The sequence below is a fragment of the Limnobacter sp. UBA3528 genome (genome assembly GCF_002377005.1).
In the GTDB taxonomy this organism is placed as follows: Bacteria; Pseudomonadota; Gammaproteobacteria; order Burkholderiales; family Burkholderiaceae_B; genus Limnobacter.
The window spans coordinates 19,251-31,499 of the sequence record NZ_DFOZ01000038.1 but is presented as its reverse complement, the minus strand read 5'-3'; the positions used below and the strand labels follow the sequence as shown (position 1 = coordinate 31,499).

Below are 12,249 nucleotides of genomic sequence, written 5' to 3'. Positions count from 1 at the left end.
AACAGCCATGACATTCGTGGTGACGCAAGCCTGTATCAAATGCAAATACACCGACTGCGTGTCGGTGTGCCCGGTGGATTGTTTTCATGAGGGGCCGAACTTCCTCGTGATTAATCCGGAAGGCTGTATCGATTGTGGTGTGTGCATTCCTGAATGCCCAGCCAGCGCAATTTTCGAAGAAGACAATGTGCCCGCAGACCAGCAGGAATTCATTGAAATCAATGCACGGTTGGCCCAGCAGTGGCCGGTGATTGACAGCGCCAAAGAGCCGCTTGCCGACGCCGACGCCTGGGTTGATATCACGAACAAAAAGCAGTACCTGGAAGAAGCCTGCACAGACAAGGCATGAACCCGAAGAGATGTCCACCTGATACCTATTTTGAAACGAGTCTATTGAAAAGGATTGTTGACATGAACACGGGAATCTTCAAAGGAATCGCAGCACAGGGCAAGGTAGCAAGCAGGTCCATCGGTATTCGCGCAGCCAGCGCGCTGGTGGCCTGCACACTTTCATTTCCAGCACTGGCCGAAGTGGTCACAGTAGGAATTGGTACACAAAACACCACCACCAACACAGTGACTGGCGGCGTGGTGTTGAAAGAACTCGGTTTGATTGAAAAGCACCTGGCCAAAGTGCCACGTTTCAAAGACATTCAATTCAAACTGGAATGGCAAAACTTCACTTCTGGCCCACCCGTGACCAACGGCATGGTGGCCAACACCTTACAAATCGGCATGATGGGCGACTACCCGCTGCTGGTGAACGGTGCCACGTTTCAAAACGGCAATGAAACCAAAAGCCGCCTGATTGCATTGATTGCCTACAACGCGGAAGGCGCAGGCAACGGTGTGGTGGTGCACAAAGACTCCCCTTACTATGAGCTGGCTGACCTGAAAGGCAAAAAACTCTCCGTGCCTTTTGGGTCGGCAGCACATGGTATGTTGCTCAAAGCGCTCGAAGACCGAGGCTGGACGGCGGAAGACTTCGAACTTTCAAGCCAAAGCCCGGAAGTGGGTACTTCCAGCCTGCAAGAAAAACGTATTGACGGCCACGCCGACTTTGTGCCGTTTGCCGAGCTTCTTCCGTACCGTGGTTTTGCCCGCAAAATTTTCGATGGTGCTGAAACCAAAGTGCCCACGTTTCACGGCGTGGTGGTGCGCGAAGACTTCGCCAAAAAGTACCCCGAGTTTGTGGTGGCCTACATCAAGGCATTGATGGAAGCCAACGACTGGGTGCGCAAAAACCCGGTGCAGGCTGCCGCAAAAATTGAAGAATGGACCCGCATTGAGAAAGAAGTGGCTTACATGTTTTTAGGCCCAGGCGGTGTGCACACTTTGGACCCCACCATCAAGCCCAAGTGGGTTGAAACCGTGAAATATGATCATGGTGTACTCAAGCGCATGGGCCGTGTAAAAGATTTTGACGCCGATGCATGGGTTGATGAAACCTATGTGAAGCAAGCGTTTAAAGAACTGGGCCTGGATTACGCCAAGCAAAAAGCCAGCACCACCAACTATGAAATTAGCGGCACCGACCCGCTGTGCGGCGGCAAGATTACCGAGTCACGCCAAGCTGGTGAAGTATGGATTGAAGGCGGCGCAATTACTGCTTACAAGTCGGCCAACTGCACACTGGCTGCCATTAAGAAAGCCCAAGGTGAGGGCAAAAAAATTGGCGTGGCCTATGTGTACGACCAAAGCATGAAGATCAAGGTGTTTGCCGACAAAGCATTTTATTCCCTGAAAGCCGGTGCCAAAACTCCCGAGATTGTGCCCTTTCTGTTGAAGAAAGACGCAGAGGCTTTTGCTGCGAAGAACGGCGGCAAAGTGGGCCTCTATGACGATGCACTTGCACTTGCAGTAGTGGGGAAATAAACCATGTCCCGACCTCTTGAAATTCAAATGCCCGCGGCTGCGAAGCCGTATGCCCCGGTGGTGAAAGCCAGTACCCTCGCCCCCGGGGCGAAAGAGCCTGCCTTGCAAGCGGTGGACGCACCCGGCAGTGCGCCACGCGTTGCAGCGCGTGCCAAAGCCGAAGTGGCTGAAAAACTGCCTGCACGTGAACTGTTTTTGATCAGTGTAAAAAAGCACAGCTTGGCTGCGTTGATGACGTTTTTGTCGATCGGCGCATTGGTGGCCTTCTGGTATGTGGCCACTTTGTACAAGCTCGACTTTTATGTGCGCTTCAACAATATTCCCACGCCGGGTGAAGTGTTCACCAACATGGTCGAGTTGATGCAAAACCAGCGCTTCCAGACCAACATCTGGAAAAGTGTGGTGCGCATTATGCAGGGCTTTGCCATGGCCACAGCCCTGGGTGTCACCTTGGGCCTGCTGTGCGGCCGCTTTGCGGTGGTGCGGGGCCTCATGTTTCCAGCGCTTGAAGTGTTGCGCCCAATTCCTGCGATTGCCTGGGTGCCCATTTCAATCATGCTGTGGCCCACCACAGAAAGCAGCATTATTTTCATCACCTTCATTGGCGCCTTCTTTCCAATCCTGATCAACACCATGGCGGGTGTGAAGGGCGTTGACCCAGTGCTGCTGCGCGCTGCAAAAAGTTTGGGTGCAAATGAGTTCACCATGCTGACCAAAGTGATATTGCCTGCAGCCCTACCCAATGTATTCACCGGTTTGGCGGTGGGCATGGGCGTGGCTTGGGTGTCGCTGATTGCAGCGGAAATGATTTCAGGCCAGTTCGGTGTGGGTTATTTCACTTGGGAAGCGTACTCGCTGATTGAGTACCCCAACATTGTGCTGGGCATGATCGTGATTGGCGTGTTGGGTTTGTTGTGCAGTGGCGGTATTTTGCTGCTGGCCCGTTTGCTCATGCCTTGGCAACACATTGCCGGGCCCGGAGGTGGAAAATGAACAGCACTGTGAAAAAGCCCGAGGGCTGTATTGAACTGAGCAATGTGCAGGTGAACTTCATTCAAAACGGTGCGCGTTTTGCTGCTGTGCAGGATGTTTCTCTGAATGTGCAGCCCGGTGAGTTTGTGTCGGTGGTTGGCCCATCAGGTTGCGGCAAAAGTACGCTGTTGAACATTGTGGCCGGGTTCCTGAAGCCCAGCGATGGTGTGGTCACCATGGATGGTCAGGCCATTCATGGCCCCAGTGCCGAACGTGGTGTGGTGTTTCAACAGTACTCACTCTTTCCTTGGCTCAAGGTGCGCGAAAACGTTGAGTTTGGCTTGAAGCTGCAAGGCATGGCCCGCCATGAACGCGAAGGCAAAGCGCGCACCTTGTTGGGCTTGGCTGGTTTGCTGCCATTCGAGAACCATTACCCCGATCAGCTTTCCGGTGGCATGAAACAACGCGTGGGCATTGTGCGCGCACTGGCCACCGGCCCGCGCGTGTTGTTGATGGACGAACCCTTCGGTGCACTCGATTCCCAAACCCGCGTAGTGATGCAGGAAATTCTGACCCACATGTGGCAGCAATGGAAAATCTCGGTGCTGTTTATTACGCACGACATTGAAGAGGCCATTTTTCTGTCCGACCGCGTGTATGTGATGACCGCCCGCCCCGGAAAAATCAAGGCGGAAATTCCCATCGATTTGCCTCGGCCACGTTCGTCTGCCATGACCGCGTCGCCCGTGTTCACAGCCTTGCACCGGCAATTGAAAAGTCTTATTCGTGAAGAAAGCCTGGCTGCCATGGGTGGCGAAATTGACCCCGCCACCATGGGCCAAAGCTGGCACCTGGGCGAAGAGGGCATGGAGACGTTGCGATGAACAACATGGCTATTCAGCCCGTTGCGGTTACAGACCAACGCGCCTCGCAACTGCTGCGCATTGAATGGGCCGACGGCGCGGTTAGCGAATTGCCCCACAGTTTGCTGCGTACACATTGCAAGTGTGCAGAATGCGTGGCTGCGCAGCGCGCAGGGCAAGCCGTGGTGCAGGGCAGCGCCATTACCGGCATTGAAATGGTGGGCGAACACGCCCTGAACTTTAAATTTGCAGACGGCCACGAACGCGGAATTTTCCCCTGGGCTTACCTGCGAGAACTTGGAGTTGCATCATGAGCAATTTGGCATTTGAAACCGTGCTGGAAGTACACCACTGGAATGAATCACTGTTCAGTTTCAAAACCACCCGCAGCCCCAGCTTGCGTTTTCACAACGGCCACTTCGTGATGATCGGTTTACAGGCCGAAGGCAAACCACTGCTGCGTGCTTACAGTATTGCCAGCGCCAACTACGAAGAACATCTTGAATTTTTGAGCATCAAAGTGCCCGATGGCCCGCTGACTTCCCGCCTGCAACATTTAAAGCCAGGCGATCAATTGATTGTGGGCCAAAAGCCTGTGGGCACCTTGGTGATCGACGACCTGAATGATGGCCGCAACCTGTACCTGCTGGCCACCGGCACCGGCCTTGCACCCTTCATGAGCATTATTCGCGACCCCGACACCTACGAGCGATTCGACAAAGTGGTGCTGGTACACGGCGTGCGCACCGTGAGCGAATTGGCCTATTCCGATTACATTCGCGAGGAACTGCCCAAGCAGGAATACATTGGCGAACTGGTGCAGGGCCGCTTGCTGTACTACCCCACCGTAACCCGCGAACCCTACCGCAACCGTGGCCGCTTAACCGACCTGATGCAGAGCGGAAAATTGTTCGACGACTTGGGTTTGCCTGCGCTGGACGCTGCACACGACCGCGCCATGATTTGCGGCAGCCCCAGCATGCTGGAAGACACCTGCAAACTGCTGGATGCCAAGGGCTTGAAGATTAGCCCCCGGCAGGGCGAGCGTGGGGATTATGTGATTGAGCGGGCGTTTGTGGAGAAGTGATCGTGCATGTGTTGCTTGCTAAGCGCGCTTGGTTATGTGCTTACTCGTCCAGGATTGGACTGAAACGTTCAAAAAGCGCTTCAGCTTTGCAAAAACCGTGAGTTAGTGGGTAAGCCTGATTCTCTTTGTTAATGTAAAAGAGGGCGGGAAACCCACTAACGTGAAGTTGACGTGTAATTGCCAAATGTTTTTGAAACTCAAGTGCAGTTTCTTTGGCGTGAAGGACAGCTAAAAACTGCTCCTCGCACAACCCTATTGTGCCAGCGCAATCAATCAGCGTTTCATCTAAAGATGGGTTCCTGGCCTCACGATAATAAGCAGATTGAATCGCTTTTGCCATATTTGGTGAGCTTCTGGCAGCTAACTTCTCAGCTGCTATCACTGCTCTACAAGCTTGGTATGTTGAACGATAGGGTGTGTTTCGTTCCCAATAACTGTGATTAAACCTTACCTGAGACATTTTCTCTATTTGATGCCAATAGGAAGAAATAGCTTCCTTCAGGTTTTCGCTCATGGGTTCTTTGGTATCAGGCGCTAACCCTCCCATTATCCAGTCCACCTCCGCTGAAGGATATTGTTCTAGAAACCGATCCAACTCCGGCTGAAACCCATAACACCAGGCACACATAGGATCCATTACGTATAAAAATCGCATACTCACTTCGTTTACTCCGAAGAACGGGTTACTGGTGCATAACTTGATTTATCGAACAACAATGCGATATCCATTTAACCGAACATCGCAAATTATTTCTTTAACTTAACTATTTCAAATAGTTGCTAAGCATTGCATGAGCGGGATAAAAACAAACCCTAGTTATTTGTCACACATTCCCGCCGTCAGTCCTACTATCCGCTTCGGTCCATTTTTTGTATCACATCATCTTCATGTGTTGAAGCTCGTTTGCCTGAGATTTCTCTACTGAATCTCGTCTTGACTCAGCAAACTCACAAGCGGCTGATTGATGAAATAAACATGCTTGCCTTGAGCATGTTCCAGAACAATTCCCTTGCTAACAAGTTCGCGTAAATACTTCGCTGCTGTTTGACGTGAAACACCCAAGTCGTTTTGCACAAATTCGATTCGGGTATACGGGTGCCTGAAAAGGTTGTTGAGCAAGTCTTGCGAATAAAGATTCGGAAGTTCTTTTCTCATTTTCTGTTTGGTAATTGCCATCAACACACGCATACCTTCTACCAAGTCCACAGTGCTTCTAGCTGTCACCGCTACTGCTTGCAGCATGAATAACACCCATTCATGCCATTGACCTTGGTCTCTTACAATTTGGAGAAGTCGGTAGTAATCGGATTTGTTCTGATTGATGTATCTGGAAAGATAAAGAATCGGAATATCCAGCAAGCTGGTTTGCGTCAGATACAGCACGCACAATATTCTGCCGATTCGCCCGTTGCCATCACTAAATGGATGAATACTCTCGAACTGATGGTGAATAAGCGCCATTTTAATCAGAGGATCAATATCGTCTGGCGTATTGATAAAGTGCTCCAGATGGTCCATGTGTTGCTGAATTTCATTAGCACTCTGCGGCGGCACAAAAACCGTGTTACCTGTTCGATCGTTTTTAAGCACAGTACCTGGCATGTGACGAAAACCGTCAGCGCTATTTTTTAATAATTGAAATAGCGCGATTAATGTGCTGTTGGTAAGTAGGCCTTGATTGGCTTGCATTTTCGCAAAACCATATTTCAAGGCTTCCCGATAACGCGATACCTCCTTGCTGGCTGGCGATACCCAGTCAGCAAGTTGCAAATCAGCCTGAAAGAGTTCGTCTTGCGTGGTAACGTAACTTTCAATTTCAGAGCTGGCTTTGGCTTCCTGGAGTGTCAAGGTGTCAATCAGGATTGCTTGATTGGGAATGCTTTTGGCACAGCCCTTTAGCTCTGCAAGATGCCTGTGCGCTGCAGCCAAGGCTTTCAAAATGGCGGGATCGTCCTGATTAAACTCAGGGGGCGGCATTGGGGGAATGTTGTAGCTTGCTTTTAACATGACACCTGCAACGTGTTAAAAATATTCGATTTTTTTAACATGATAGTGGTTTCATGTTAAAAAAACCTGGTTTTTTAGGCATAAGAAGTGAATTTTGGATTAAGGCATTGGTTCTACCCCCTGTGAGTGACTTGAGTAAGCCACTTTTTTGAGCATCCAATCGCCTCTGCTAGTGTTGGGTCCTTGCCTTGGAAGATAACCCGCACATGCGTTTACGTTACTTTGTACTTCTGGGATTTCTCTCTGTTCCCTACTTAATTCTGACAACTTGGGATTTGAGCCTGTTTCAAACTGTTCGACAGGACAATCTGATTTTGTCCTCGGCGGTTAGTGGTCAATTGTTCGACCAAGGGAAGCCTGTAGTCGGGGCAAAAGTGGTGCTGGTGCTCTCTTGGAATATGGACGCCGAACCACGCAATGAAATTACCTTTACGAGTGAACGCGGTCATTTTCAGTTTCCCGAAGTAAGGGGCGCTGCTGAATTTGGATTTTTGGCCAAATTGTTTCACGTGCCAGTGGTGCTGATTGATGTCAACTTGATTGAAGGGCGGTCTTCAACCTCGCTGTTTTCGAGTGGAAGACATTCATATGACCAAGCAGTGGAAGCAGGTGCTGAGAAAACTAATTTGAGTTGCGATCTAAAAGACCGACAAATGTTTGAGGGCATTTTGCCGATCATCGACTGCAAGGTTGAACAGCCTAATCAATTAGAGCTACCCGAATAAGTGATTTTTTGAGTGGCCTTACAGGTCTGATAGTGTGTTCGCTTTCCATCAAAACGCATCACAACCCTATGCGACCAAACCTCGGTAGATGGCTGTTCCCTGCCTGCGCCACCTTTCTTCTCTCTTTCTCGCAAGGAGCTCATGCCGTGTGGCAAGACAACCTCGTTCTGTCCTCTGCGGTAGAGGGTCAATTACTTGATCACGGTAAACCTTTGGCAGGAGTTAAAGTGAAAAGAATTCTTCACTGGAATATGGAGTCTGAGCCACGTACGGCAATTACGTCTACGGATAAGAATGGTCGTTTTCAATTTCCCGAAGTACGCGGTGCGGCAGAGTTCGGTTTTTTGGCCAAGCTGTTTCACGTACCTAATATAAGCCTTCGAATTTTCATTCCAATCAACGGTAAAGATTACATGGCCTACGCCACATCGAAAAACTCGTACCAGGAGAATGTTGAGACGGGGCTTCCTAACATACGGATGAAGTGCGATCTGAAAAACAAGGAGTTATTCAACGGTAGGTTGCCAATTATTAACTGTGAAGTAGAAGAATCTGAAGAACGGAAAAGCCTTAAATATGACTAATCTACTTTTACAACCAAACTATGTTCATGCACTTTCTGGTTTTGTGTATGAGGCTGATACCGTTTTCCGCAGTCATAGAAGGGCGAATCCAAACAAGTCAATTGCGCATGTTTCCACTCTAAGTTCAGACGAGTTAATTCAGGTGGCAAAGACTCGTAAACTTCCAATCGGATCGGATGGATTTGGCACACTCGCCGGCCGATCCGGCCTCTTCAACATCGACCTGCTCAGCGGTTTTGGCTTCGTCGCACACGGCACCGGCAGCCGTGCCAACGAGCTGGTTCTTGTCACGCGCGGTACCAACTTTAAGCACAACAAATTTGATCTCGCAACCAACGCAAACTTTGGTTATGGCATCGGCCCTCGGGGCAATGTGTTTCACCGTGGGTTTCTGAAAACCTTTAAAAGTTATCAAAGCCAGTTGGTGAATTTTGTATCGCAAAGTGGTGCAAAGCGGCCAAGTACCATTCACTGCATGGGTCACAGCCTGGGCGGGGCATTGGCTAATTTGAATGCTTGCATGCTGCGTGACGCTGGTTTCAATGTATGCCTTTACACCATTGGCGCGCCGCGCGTGGGTATTGTTAGTTATGCGCAAGACATGACCAAGCAAATTGCTCCCAGCCAAATTCGGCGCATCGCCAACCCCTGCGACCCAGTGCCCATGGTGCCTTTGTTTCCTTACATGCACGCCTCGCGCGGGTCTTCAGAATTATTACTACGGCATGGCGAAAAGGTGGGTATTGATGCGCATCTGCTGCACAGTGGTTATTCCAAAATGGCCTATAGCAGCAGTTGGGGCGATTTTTCGCCCATGCCGAACGGCTTGTCGCAGTATGCCGATTTGTCCCGAGAGTTTGCGAAACTGGGTGGCGGTGGCATGTTCAATGCCAAGCTGCTCGACCTGGTGGGCAAGCTGACAGAGCAGGTGTTGCGCTCAATGGGATACGCCTACCTGGTCACCATGCAGGGTGGATTAAGCCTTGCCGTTACAGCGGCAGATCTGCTTTCAGAAGTGCTGGTGAAAGCTGCAAACGCCAGCAAGTTGTTGGCTGAGGATGTGTTCACCATTGTGAATTCCATGCTTGATTTTCTGGGGCGTGCACCGATCAGCGGCACAGCGCTCACCATTCAAACCCTGCACTGGATTCTTGACCAGTTCAGCACGGAAATGGCTGGGCGGGCCCAACAGGCCATGTTGAAAGTGCAGAGGCCCAGTTGAGGTTAATTGGACCAATGATTGAGAACATTCACCCGATATTTATATTGCAATCGTGCAATATATTGCTAAAATACAATATATGAAGGCCATTCAGGTAATTAAGGCCAAAGAAATACGTGAAGACAACACAATTGTTGAGGTGGTTGTCTGGAGATTACCGGCGAGTCTTGAACCGTGCACTCACAAGTACAAATACCGGTTGTTTTATGGCGTACCGGGTGCGTGTCGCGTTAGGTACGATAATGAATTGGGCAAAGGCGACCATCGTCACATCAATGACGAAGAGTGGCCCTATGTCTTCAGTAATTTGGAAACCCTGATGCAAGATTTTCAGCGTGATGTCGAGTTTTGGAGGCCGATCAGATGAGAGCAATTATTGAAGTAGCGGCGAAGGGAGAAATCTTCAATAATTTATTGAAAGCCGCTCGCAAGGTGGATGCTGGGCAAACCAGATCGTCTGACTATTTTCTTACTTTTGAATCATCAAAACTTCTTTTATCTGAATTAACAGCCTCCAGAATCGGCCTTCTAGAAGAGCTTCGAGCCTCTGGGCCCATGTCGATTTACGGTTTGGCAAAGCGTGTTGGACGCAATTATTCGAATGTCCATAGTGATATTACAAGACTGATTGAGCATGGTTTGGTTGAAAAGTTTGCAGAAACCAAGAAAGTCCATGTGCCTTTCGACTCGGTGGAAATTCGGTTCACTCTAAACGCAGCCAATCACTGAGATGACATTTGTTTTCTGATTCAATCACCCTCTCTCAACCCCCCAATACAACACCCACCCCGCCGCAACACTCACCACCCAGGTCAACAAAAACGCGGCCAACATCTCTGCAAAGCTGCTCAAGTCCAAAGCAATCACCACTGAACTTGCAAACACAGCAATGCCGTAGTGAATCAGAAAAACCGAGTACGAAATATCGCCCAGCCAGCGCACTGGGCCTTGAACAATCGAGCCAACAAATTGTTCAATACGACTACTGTTCATTAACAGCAAAGCAGTTACACCCGTCAGCAACAAACGTTCGCGCCATTCAACCCACAGTGCAATGCCCAGCAGGCCCGCAATCAGCAAGCTGACCAAAATCACTTTGCCTTCACGTTGAGCCCAATGGGCGGCAACGCCCAAGCCGTAGGCTCCAAAAAAGTACCAGGCCCATTCATCGTGTTCAGCATTTCTGTTCCACACCAGCAGTGACGCAACACTCATGGCAACTGCCAGCAGCAACAATCCCTGCTGGGGTTCAAGCAATTTCAAGCCACCCGTTCTCTGACTGGTCCACGCCATCAACACCAACACCGCATACAGTTGAAGGTCAATCGCCACATACCAAACCCCAGCCGACAAAGCCTCTACTTCAACAATGTCGTGCAGCAAAAACACATGGGCCAGCAGTTGGGTAAAACCGGGTAAATCGGACACCTCGCTGTGCATGGCAATTTTGCCGCCCAACCAGCCCAACAACACGGCCACGGCAATGGCTACCCAAAATGGTTTGGCCAAGCGCAAAAAGCGTTTTTTGAACAGCGTCCAAACCGCTACTTCGCGTGCCTTGTCCAGCAAACCCAACAGCGATTGCGCCGCCAAAAACCCAGCAATGACCAGGAAAATTTGCACCACATAGCGGCCTTCATCGGCGATAAAACCCAGCAAGCCGGGCCACTTGGCTTGTAAAGCTGGCGACATGGGCGTGTACAACAGCAAGTGGTGGACCACAATAATTTGTGATGCCAAGGCTTTCAGCAGATCAATGGTGGAGTTGCGCACAGGCTAAGCGGCAAAGATGAGGAAGTGCGAAGTATATCGGCTGCGGACTAAAAAAGGATCATCCGGAATTGCACCAACTTGGTGCTACCTCAGGGCTTACAGGCGTATCATCATGGGCTTGTTTCACACAAAGCCATTGATTCCAAACATGAAACTCTCCATCCGGACCCTGCGTGCCCTGTCGGTGTCGAGGTCTATTCTTGGCTTCGAGTCCAATTCCACCAGCCCCCGCGAGAAAGCAATTTCGGGCCTGGGTGCTTTCTTGGGCATTTTGATGGTGTGTTGGGTATCCAGTTTTGTGGTGCAGGGCACCGACACAATTTTGGTGGTGGCGTCCATGGGTGCTACTGCAGTGTTGTTGTTCGCCGTGCCGCACGGCACCTTGTCACAGCCTTGGGCATTGATGGGCGGGCATTTTGTATCGGCACTCATTGGCGTGACGTGTGCGCGTTACATTCCGCACACCTATCTGGCTGCGGGTTTGGCGGTGGGTTTGGCGGTCGGCGTGATGTACTGGGCCAATTGTATTCATCCGCCGGGCGGTGCCACCGCGCTTACGGCAGTGCTGGGTGGTGAATCAATATCCAACCTGGGTTACTGGTACATGATCAACCCGGTGTTGCTGAACACCTTGGCGATTTTGTTGGTGGCTGTCAGTTTCAATGCGCTGTTTTCCTGGCGGCGTTACCCCAATCATTTTGCGCGCAAGCAGAAAAAACCGGTCGAGTCTTTGTCCGAAACAGGGGCCAGCCTCACCCACGAGGATTTTGCAGCGGCAATCGCGCGCATGGATTCGTACGTGGATGTGAGTGCAGACGTGCTGGCGGAACTATTCGAGTACGCCACCAAGCATGCCGATGAACAAAGCACGCATCCCCAAACCCTGACTGTGGGTGCGTTTTACAGCAACGGGCAAGTGGGGTACCGCTGGTGCGTACGCGAGTTGCTGGACATGTCATTGACTACCCCTTACAAAGGCGAGGCCGGGCAGCAAGTGATTTTCAAGAATGTGGCCGGTGCTGATTTGTATGAAACAGGCCTAAGCAACGTGGAGGCCTTTAAGCGGTGGGCCCGTTATGAGGTGGTGCTGCAAGATGGTCGCTGGTTGCCGGTGAAAGCGGCAACGCATTGAAGTAAGGC

Annotated in this window: 15 protein-coding genes; 12 read left to right on the top strand and 3 right to left on the bottom strand. The window is 50.6% G+C overall.

The features are described 5' to 3' along the window. Positions 1-7: 7 nt before the first annotated feature. From fdxA to B4N58_RS11370, 6 genes are all read left to right on the top strand, one after another. The gene (gene fdxA / locus B4N58_RS11395; protein ID WP_291749384.1) at positions 8-349 is read left to right on the top strand and encodes a ferredoxin FdxA; all 342 of its coding nucleotides are present in this window, start codon (positions 8-10) and stop codon (positions 347-349) included. Positions 350-411: 62 nt separating this feature from the next. Beyond that, positions 412-1,875, top strand: coding sequence for an ABC transporter substrate-binding protein (locus B4N58_RS11390; RefSeq protein WP_008247357.1), 1,464 nt, complete (start codon positions 412-414; stop codon positions 1,873-1,875). 3 nt (positions 1,876-1,878) lie between these two features. Continuing rightward, the gene (locus B4N58_RS11385; RefSeq protein WP_291749380.1) at positions 1,879-2,868 is read left to right on the top strand and encodes an ABC transporter permease; all 990 of its coding nucleotides are present in this window, start codon (positions 1,879-1,881) and stop codon (positions 2,866-2,868) included. Beyond that, a complete protein-coding gene (locus B4N58_RS11380) occupies positions 2,865-3,731 on the top strand; it encodes an ABC transporter ATP-binding protein (protein ID WP_008247361.1) in 867 nt (288 codons plus the stop codon). The genes B4N58_RS11385 and B4N58_RS11380 overlap by 4 nt, the downstream gene beginning before the upstream one ends. Further along, on the top strand, positions 3,728-4,024 hold the full coding sequence (locus tag B4N58_RS11375; protein WP_291749375.1) for a gamma-butyrobetaine hydroxylase-like domain-containing protein: 297 nt from the start codon (positions 3,728-3,730) through the stop codon (positions 4,022-4,024). Before B4N58_RS11380 ends, B4N58_RS11375 begins: the two co-directional genes overlap by 4 nt. Then, complete coding sequence (locus tag B4N58_RS11370) at positions 4,021-4,797, top strand: ferredoxin--NADP reductase (RefSeq protein ID WP_040512162.1); 777 nt, start codon at positions 4,021-4,023, stop codon at positions 4,795-4,797. Before B4N58_RS11375 ends, B4N58_RS11370 begins: the two co-directional genes overlap by 4 nt. Before the next feature lie 40 nt (positions 4,798-4,837). Here B4N58_RS11370 and B4N58_RS11365 read toward each other — a convergent pair whose 3' ends face one another. Beyond that, the gene (locus B4N58_RS11365) at positions 4,838-5,425 is read right to left on the bottom strand and encodes a DsbA family protein (protein WP_291749553.1); all 588 of its coding nucleotides are present in this window, start codon (positions 5,423-5,425) and stop codon (positions 4,838-4,840) included. A 291-nt stretch (positions 5,426-5,716) separates the two neighbouring features. After that, complete coding sequence (locus B4N58_RS11360; protein WP_291749368.1) at positions 5,717-6,805, bottom strand: Fic family protein; 1,089 nt, start codon at positions 6,803-6,805, stop codon at positions 5,717-5,719. Positions 6,806-6,993: 188 nt separating this feature from the next. Between B4N58_RS11360 and B4N58_RS11355 the strand changes: the two genes are divergently transcribed. The 5 genes from B4N58_RS11355 (at position 6,994) to B4N58_RS11335 (ending at position 10,065) form a co-directional block, all read left to right on the top strand. Beyond that, positions 6,994-7,530, top strand: a complete 537-nt coding sequence (locus B4N58_RS11355; RefSeq protein WP_291749365.1) for a DUF6795 domain-containing protein — start codon at positions 6,994-6,996, stop codon at positions 7,528-7,530. Between the two features lie 146 nt (positions 7,531-7,676). Then, complete coding sequence (locus tag B4N58_RS11350; RefSeq protein ID WP_291749362.1) at positions 7,677-8,114, top strand: DUF6795 domain-containing protein; 438 nt, start codon at positions 7,677-7,679, stop codon at positions 8,112-8,114. Positions 8,115-8,256: 142 nt separating this feature from the next. Continuing rightward, on the top strand, positions 8,257-9,336 hold the full coding sequence (locus B4N58_RS11345; RefSeq protein ID WP_291749359.1) for a lipase family protein: 1,080 nt from the start codon (positions 8,257-8,259) through the stop codon (positions 9,334-9,336). 79 nt (positions 9,337-9,415) lie between these two features. Continuing rightward, a complete protein-coding gene (locus B4N58_RS11340; protein ID WP_291715011.1) occupies positions 9,416-9,703 on the top strand; it encodes a toxin-antitoxin system TumE family protein in 288 nt (95 codons plus the stop codon). Beyond that, positions 9,700-10,065, top strand: a complete 366-nt coding sequence (locus B4N58_RS11335; RefSeq protein WP_008247386.1) for a MarR family transcriptional regulator — start codon at positions 9,700-9,702, stop codon at positions 10,063-10,065. The genes B4N58_RS11340 and B4N58_RS11335 overlap by 4 nt, the downstream gene beginning before the upstream one ends. A gap of 24 nt (positions 10,066-10,089) precedes the next feature. On the opposite strand, the gene B4N58_RS11330 is transcribed toward B4N58_RS11335, so the two are convergent. Beyond that, a complete protein-coding gene (locus B4N58_RS11330; protein ID WP_291749354.1) occupies positions 10,090-11,109 on the bottom strand; it encodes an acyltransferase family protein in 1,020 nt (339 codons plus the stop codon). Positions 11,110-11,257: 148 nt separating this feature from the next. On the opposite strand from B4N58_RS11330, the gene B4N58_RS11325 reads away from it, so the two are divergent. Further along, positions 11,258-12,241 (top strand): HPP family protein, encoded by a 984-nt coding sequence (locus tag B4N58_RS11325; RefSeq protein ID WP_291749352.1) that lies wholly within the window; start codon positions 11,258-11,260, stop codon positions 12,239-12,241. The last annotated feature ends 8 nt before the right edge of the window (positions 12,242-12,249 follow it).

Bases quoted from the DNA above. Each gene is read 5' to 3' on its own strand.
- fdxA (WP_291749384.1), top strand. From the start codon at position 8: ATGACATTCGTGGTGACGCAAGCCTGTATCAAATGCAAATACACCGAC.
- B4N58_RS11390 (WP_008247357.1), top strand. From the start codon at position 412: ATGAACACGGGAATCTTCAAAGGAATCGCAGCACAGGGCAAGGTAGCA.
- B4N58_RS11385 (WP_291749380.1), top strand. From the start codon at position 1,879: ATGTCCCGACCTCTTGAAATTCAAATGCCCGCGGCTGCGAAGCCGTAT.
- B4N58_RS11380 (WP_008247361.1), top strand. From the start codon at position 2,865: ATGAACAGCACTGTGAAAAAGCCCGAGGGCTGTATTGAACTGAGCAAT.
- B4N58_RS11375 (WP_291749375.1), top strand. From the start codon at position 3,728: ATGAACAACATGGCTATTCAGCCCGTTGCGGTTACAGACCAACGCGCC.
- B4N58_RS11370 (WP_040512162.1), top strand. From the start codon at position 4,021: ATGAGCAATTTGGCATTTGAAACCGTGCTGGAAGTACACCACTGGAAT.
- B4N58_RS11365 (WP_291749553.1), bottom strand. From the start codon at position 5,425: ATGTGTGCCTGGTGTTATGGGTTTCAGCCGGAGTTGGATCGGTTTCTA.
- B4N58_RS11360 (WP_291749368.1), bottom strand. From the start codon at position 6,805: ATGTTAAAAGCAAGCTACAACATTCCCCCAATGCCGCCCCCTGAGTTT.
- B4N58_RS11340 (WP_291715011.1), top strand. From the start codon at position 9,416: ATGAAGGCCATTCAGGTAATTAAGGCCAAAGAAATACGTGAAGACAAC.
- B4N58_RS11335 (WP_008247386.1), top strand. From the start codon at position 9,700: ATGAGAGCAATTATTGAAGTAGCGGCGAAGGGAGAAATCTTCAATAAT.
- B4N58_RS11325 (WP_291749352.1), top strand. From the start codon at position 11,258: ATGAAACTCTCCATCCGGACCCTGCGTGCCCTGTCGGTGTCGAGGTCT.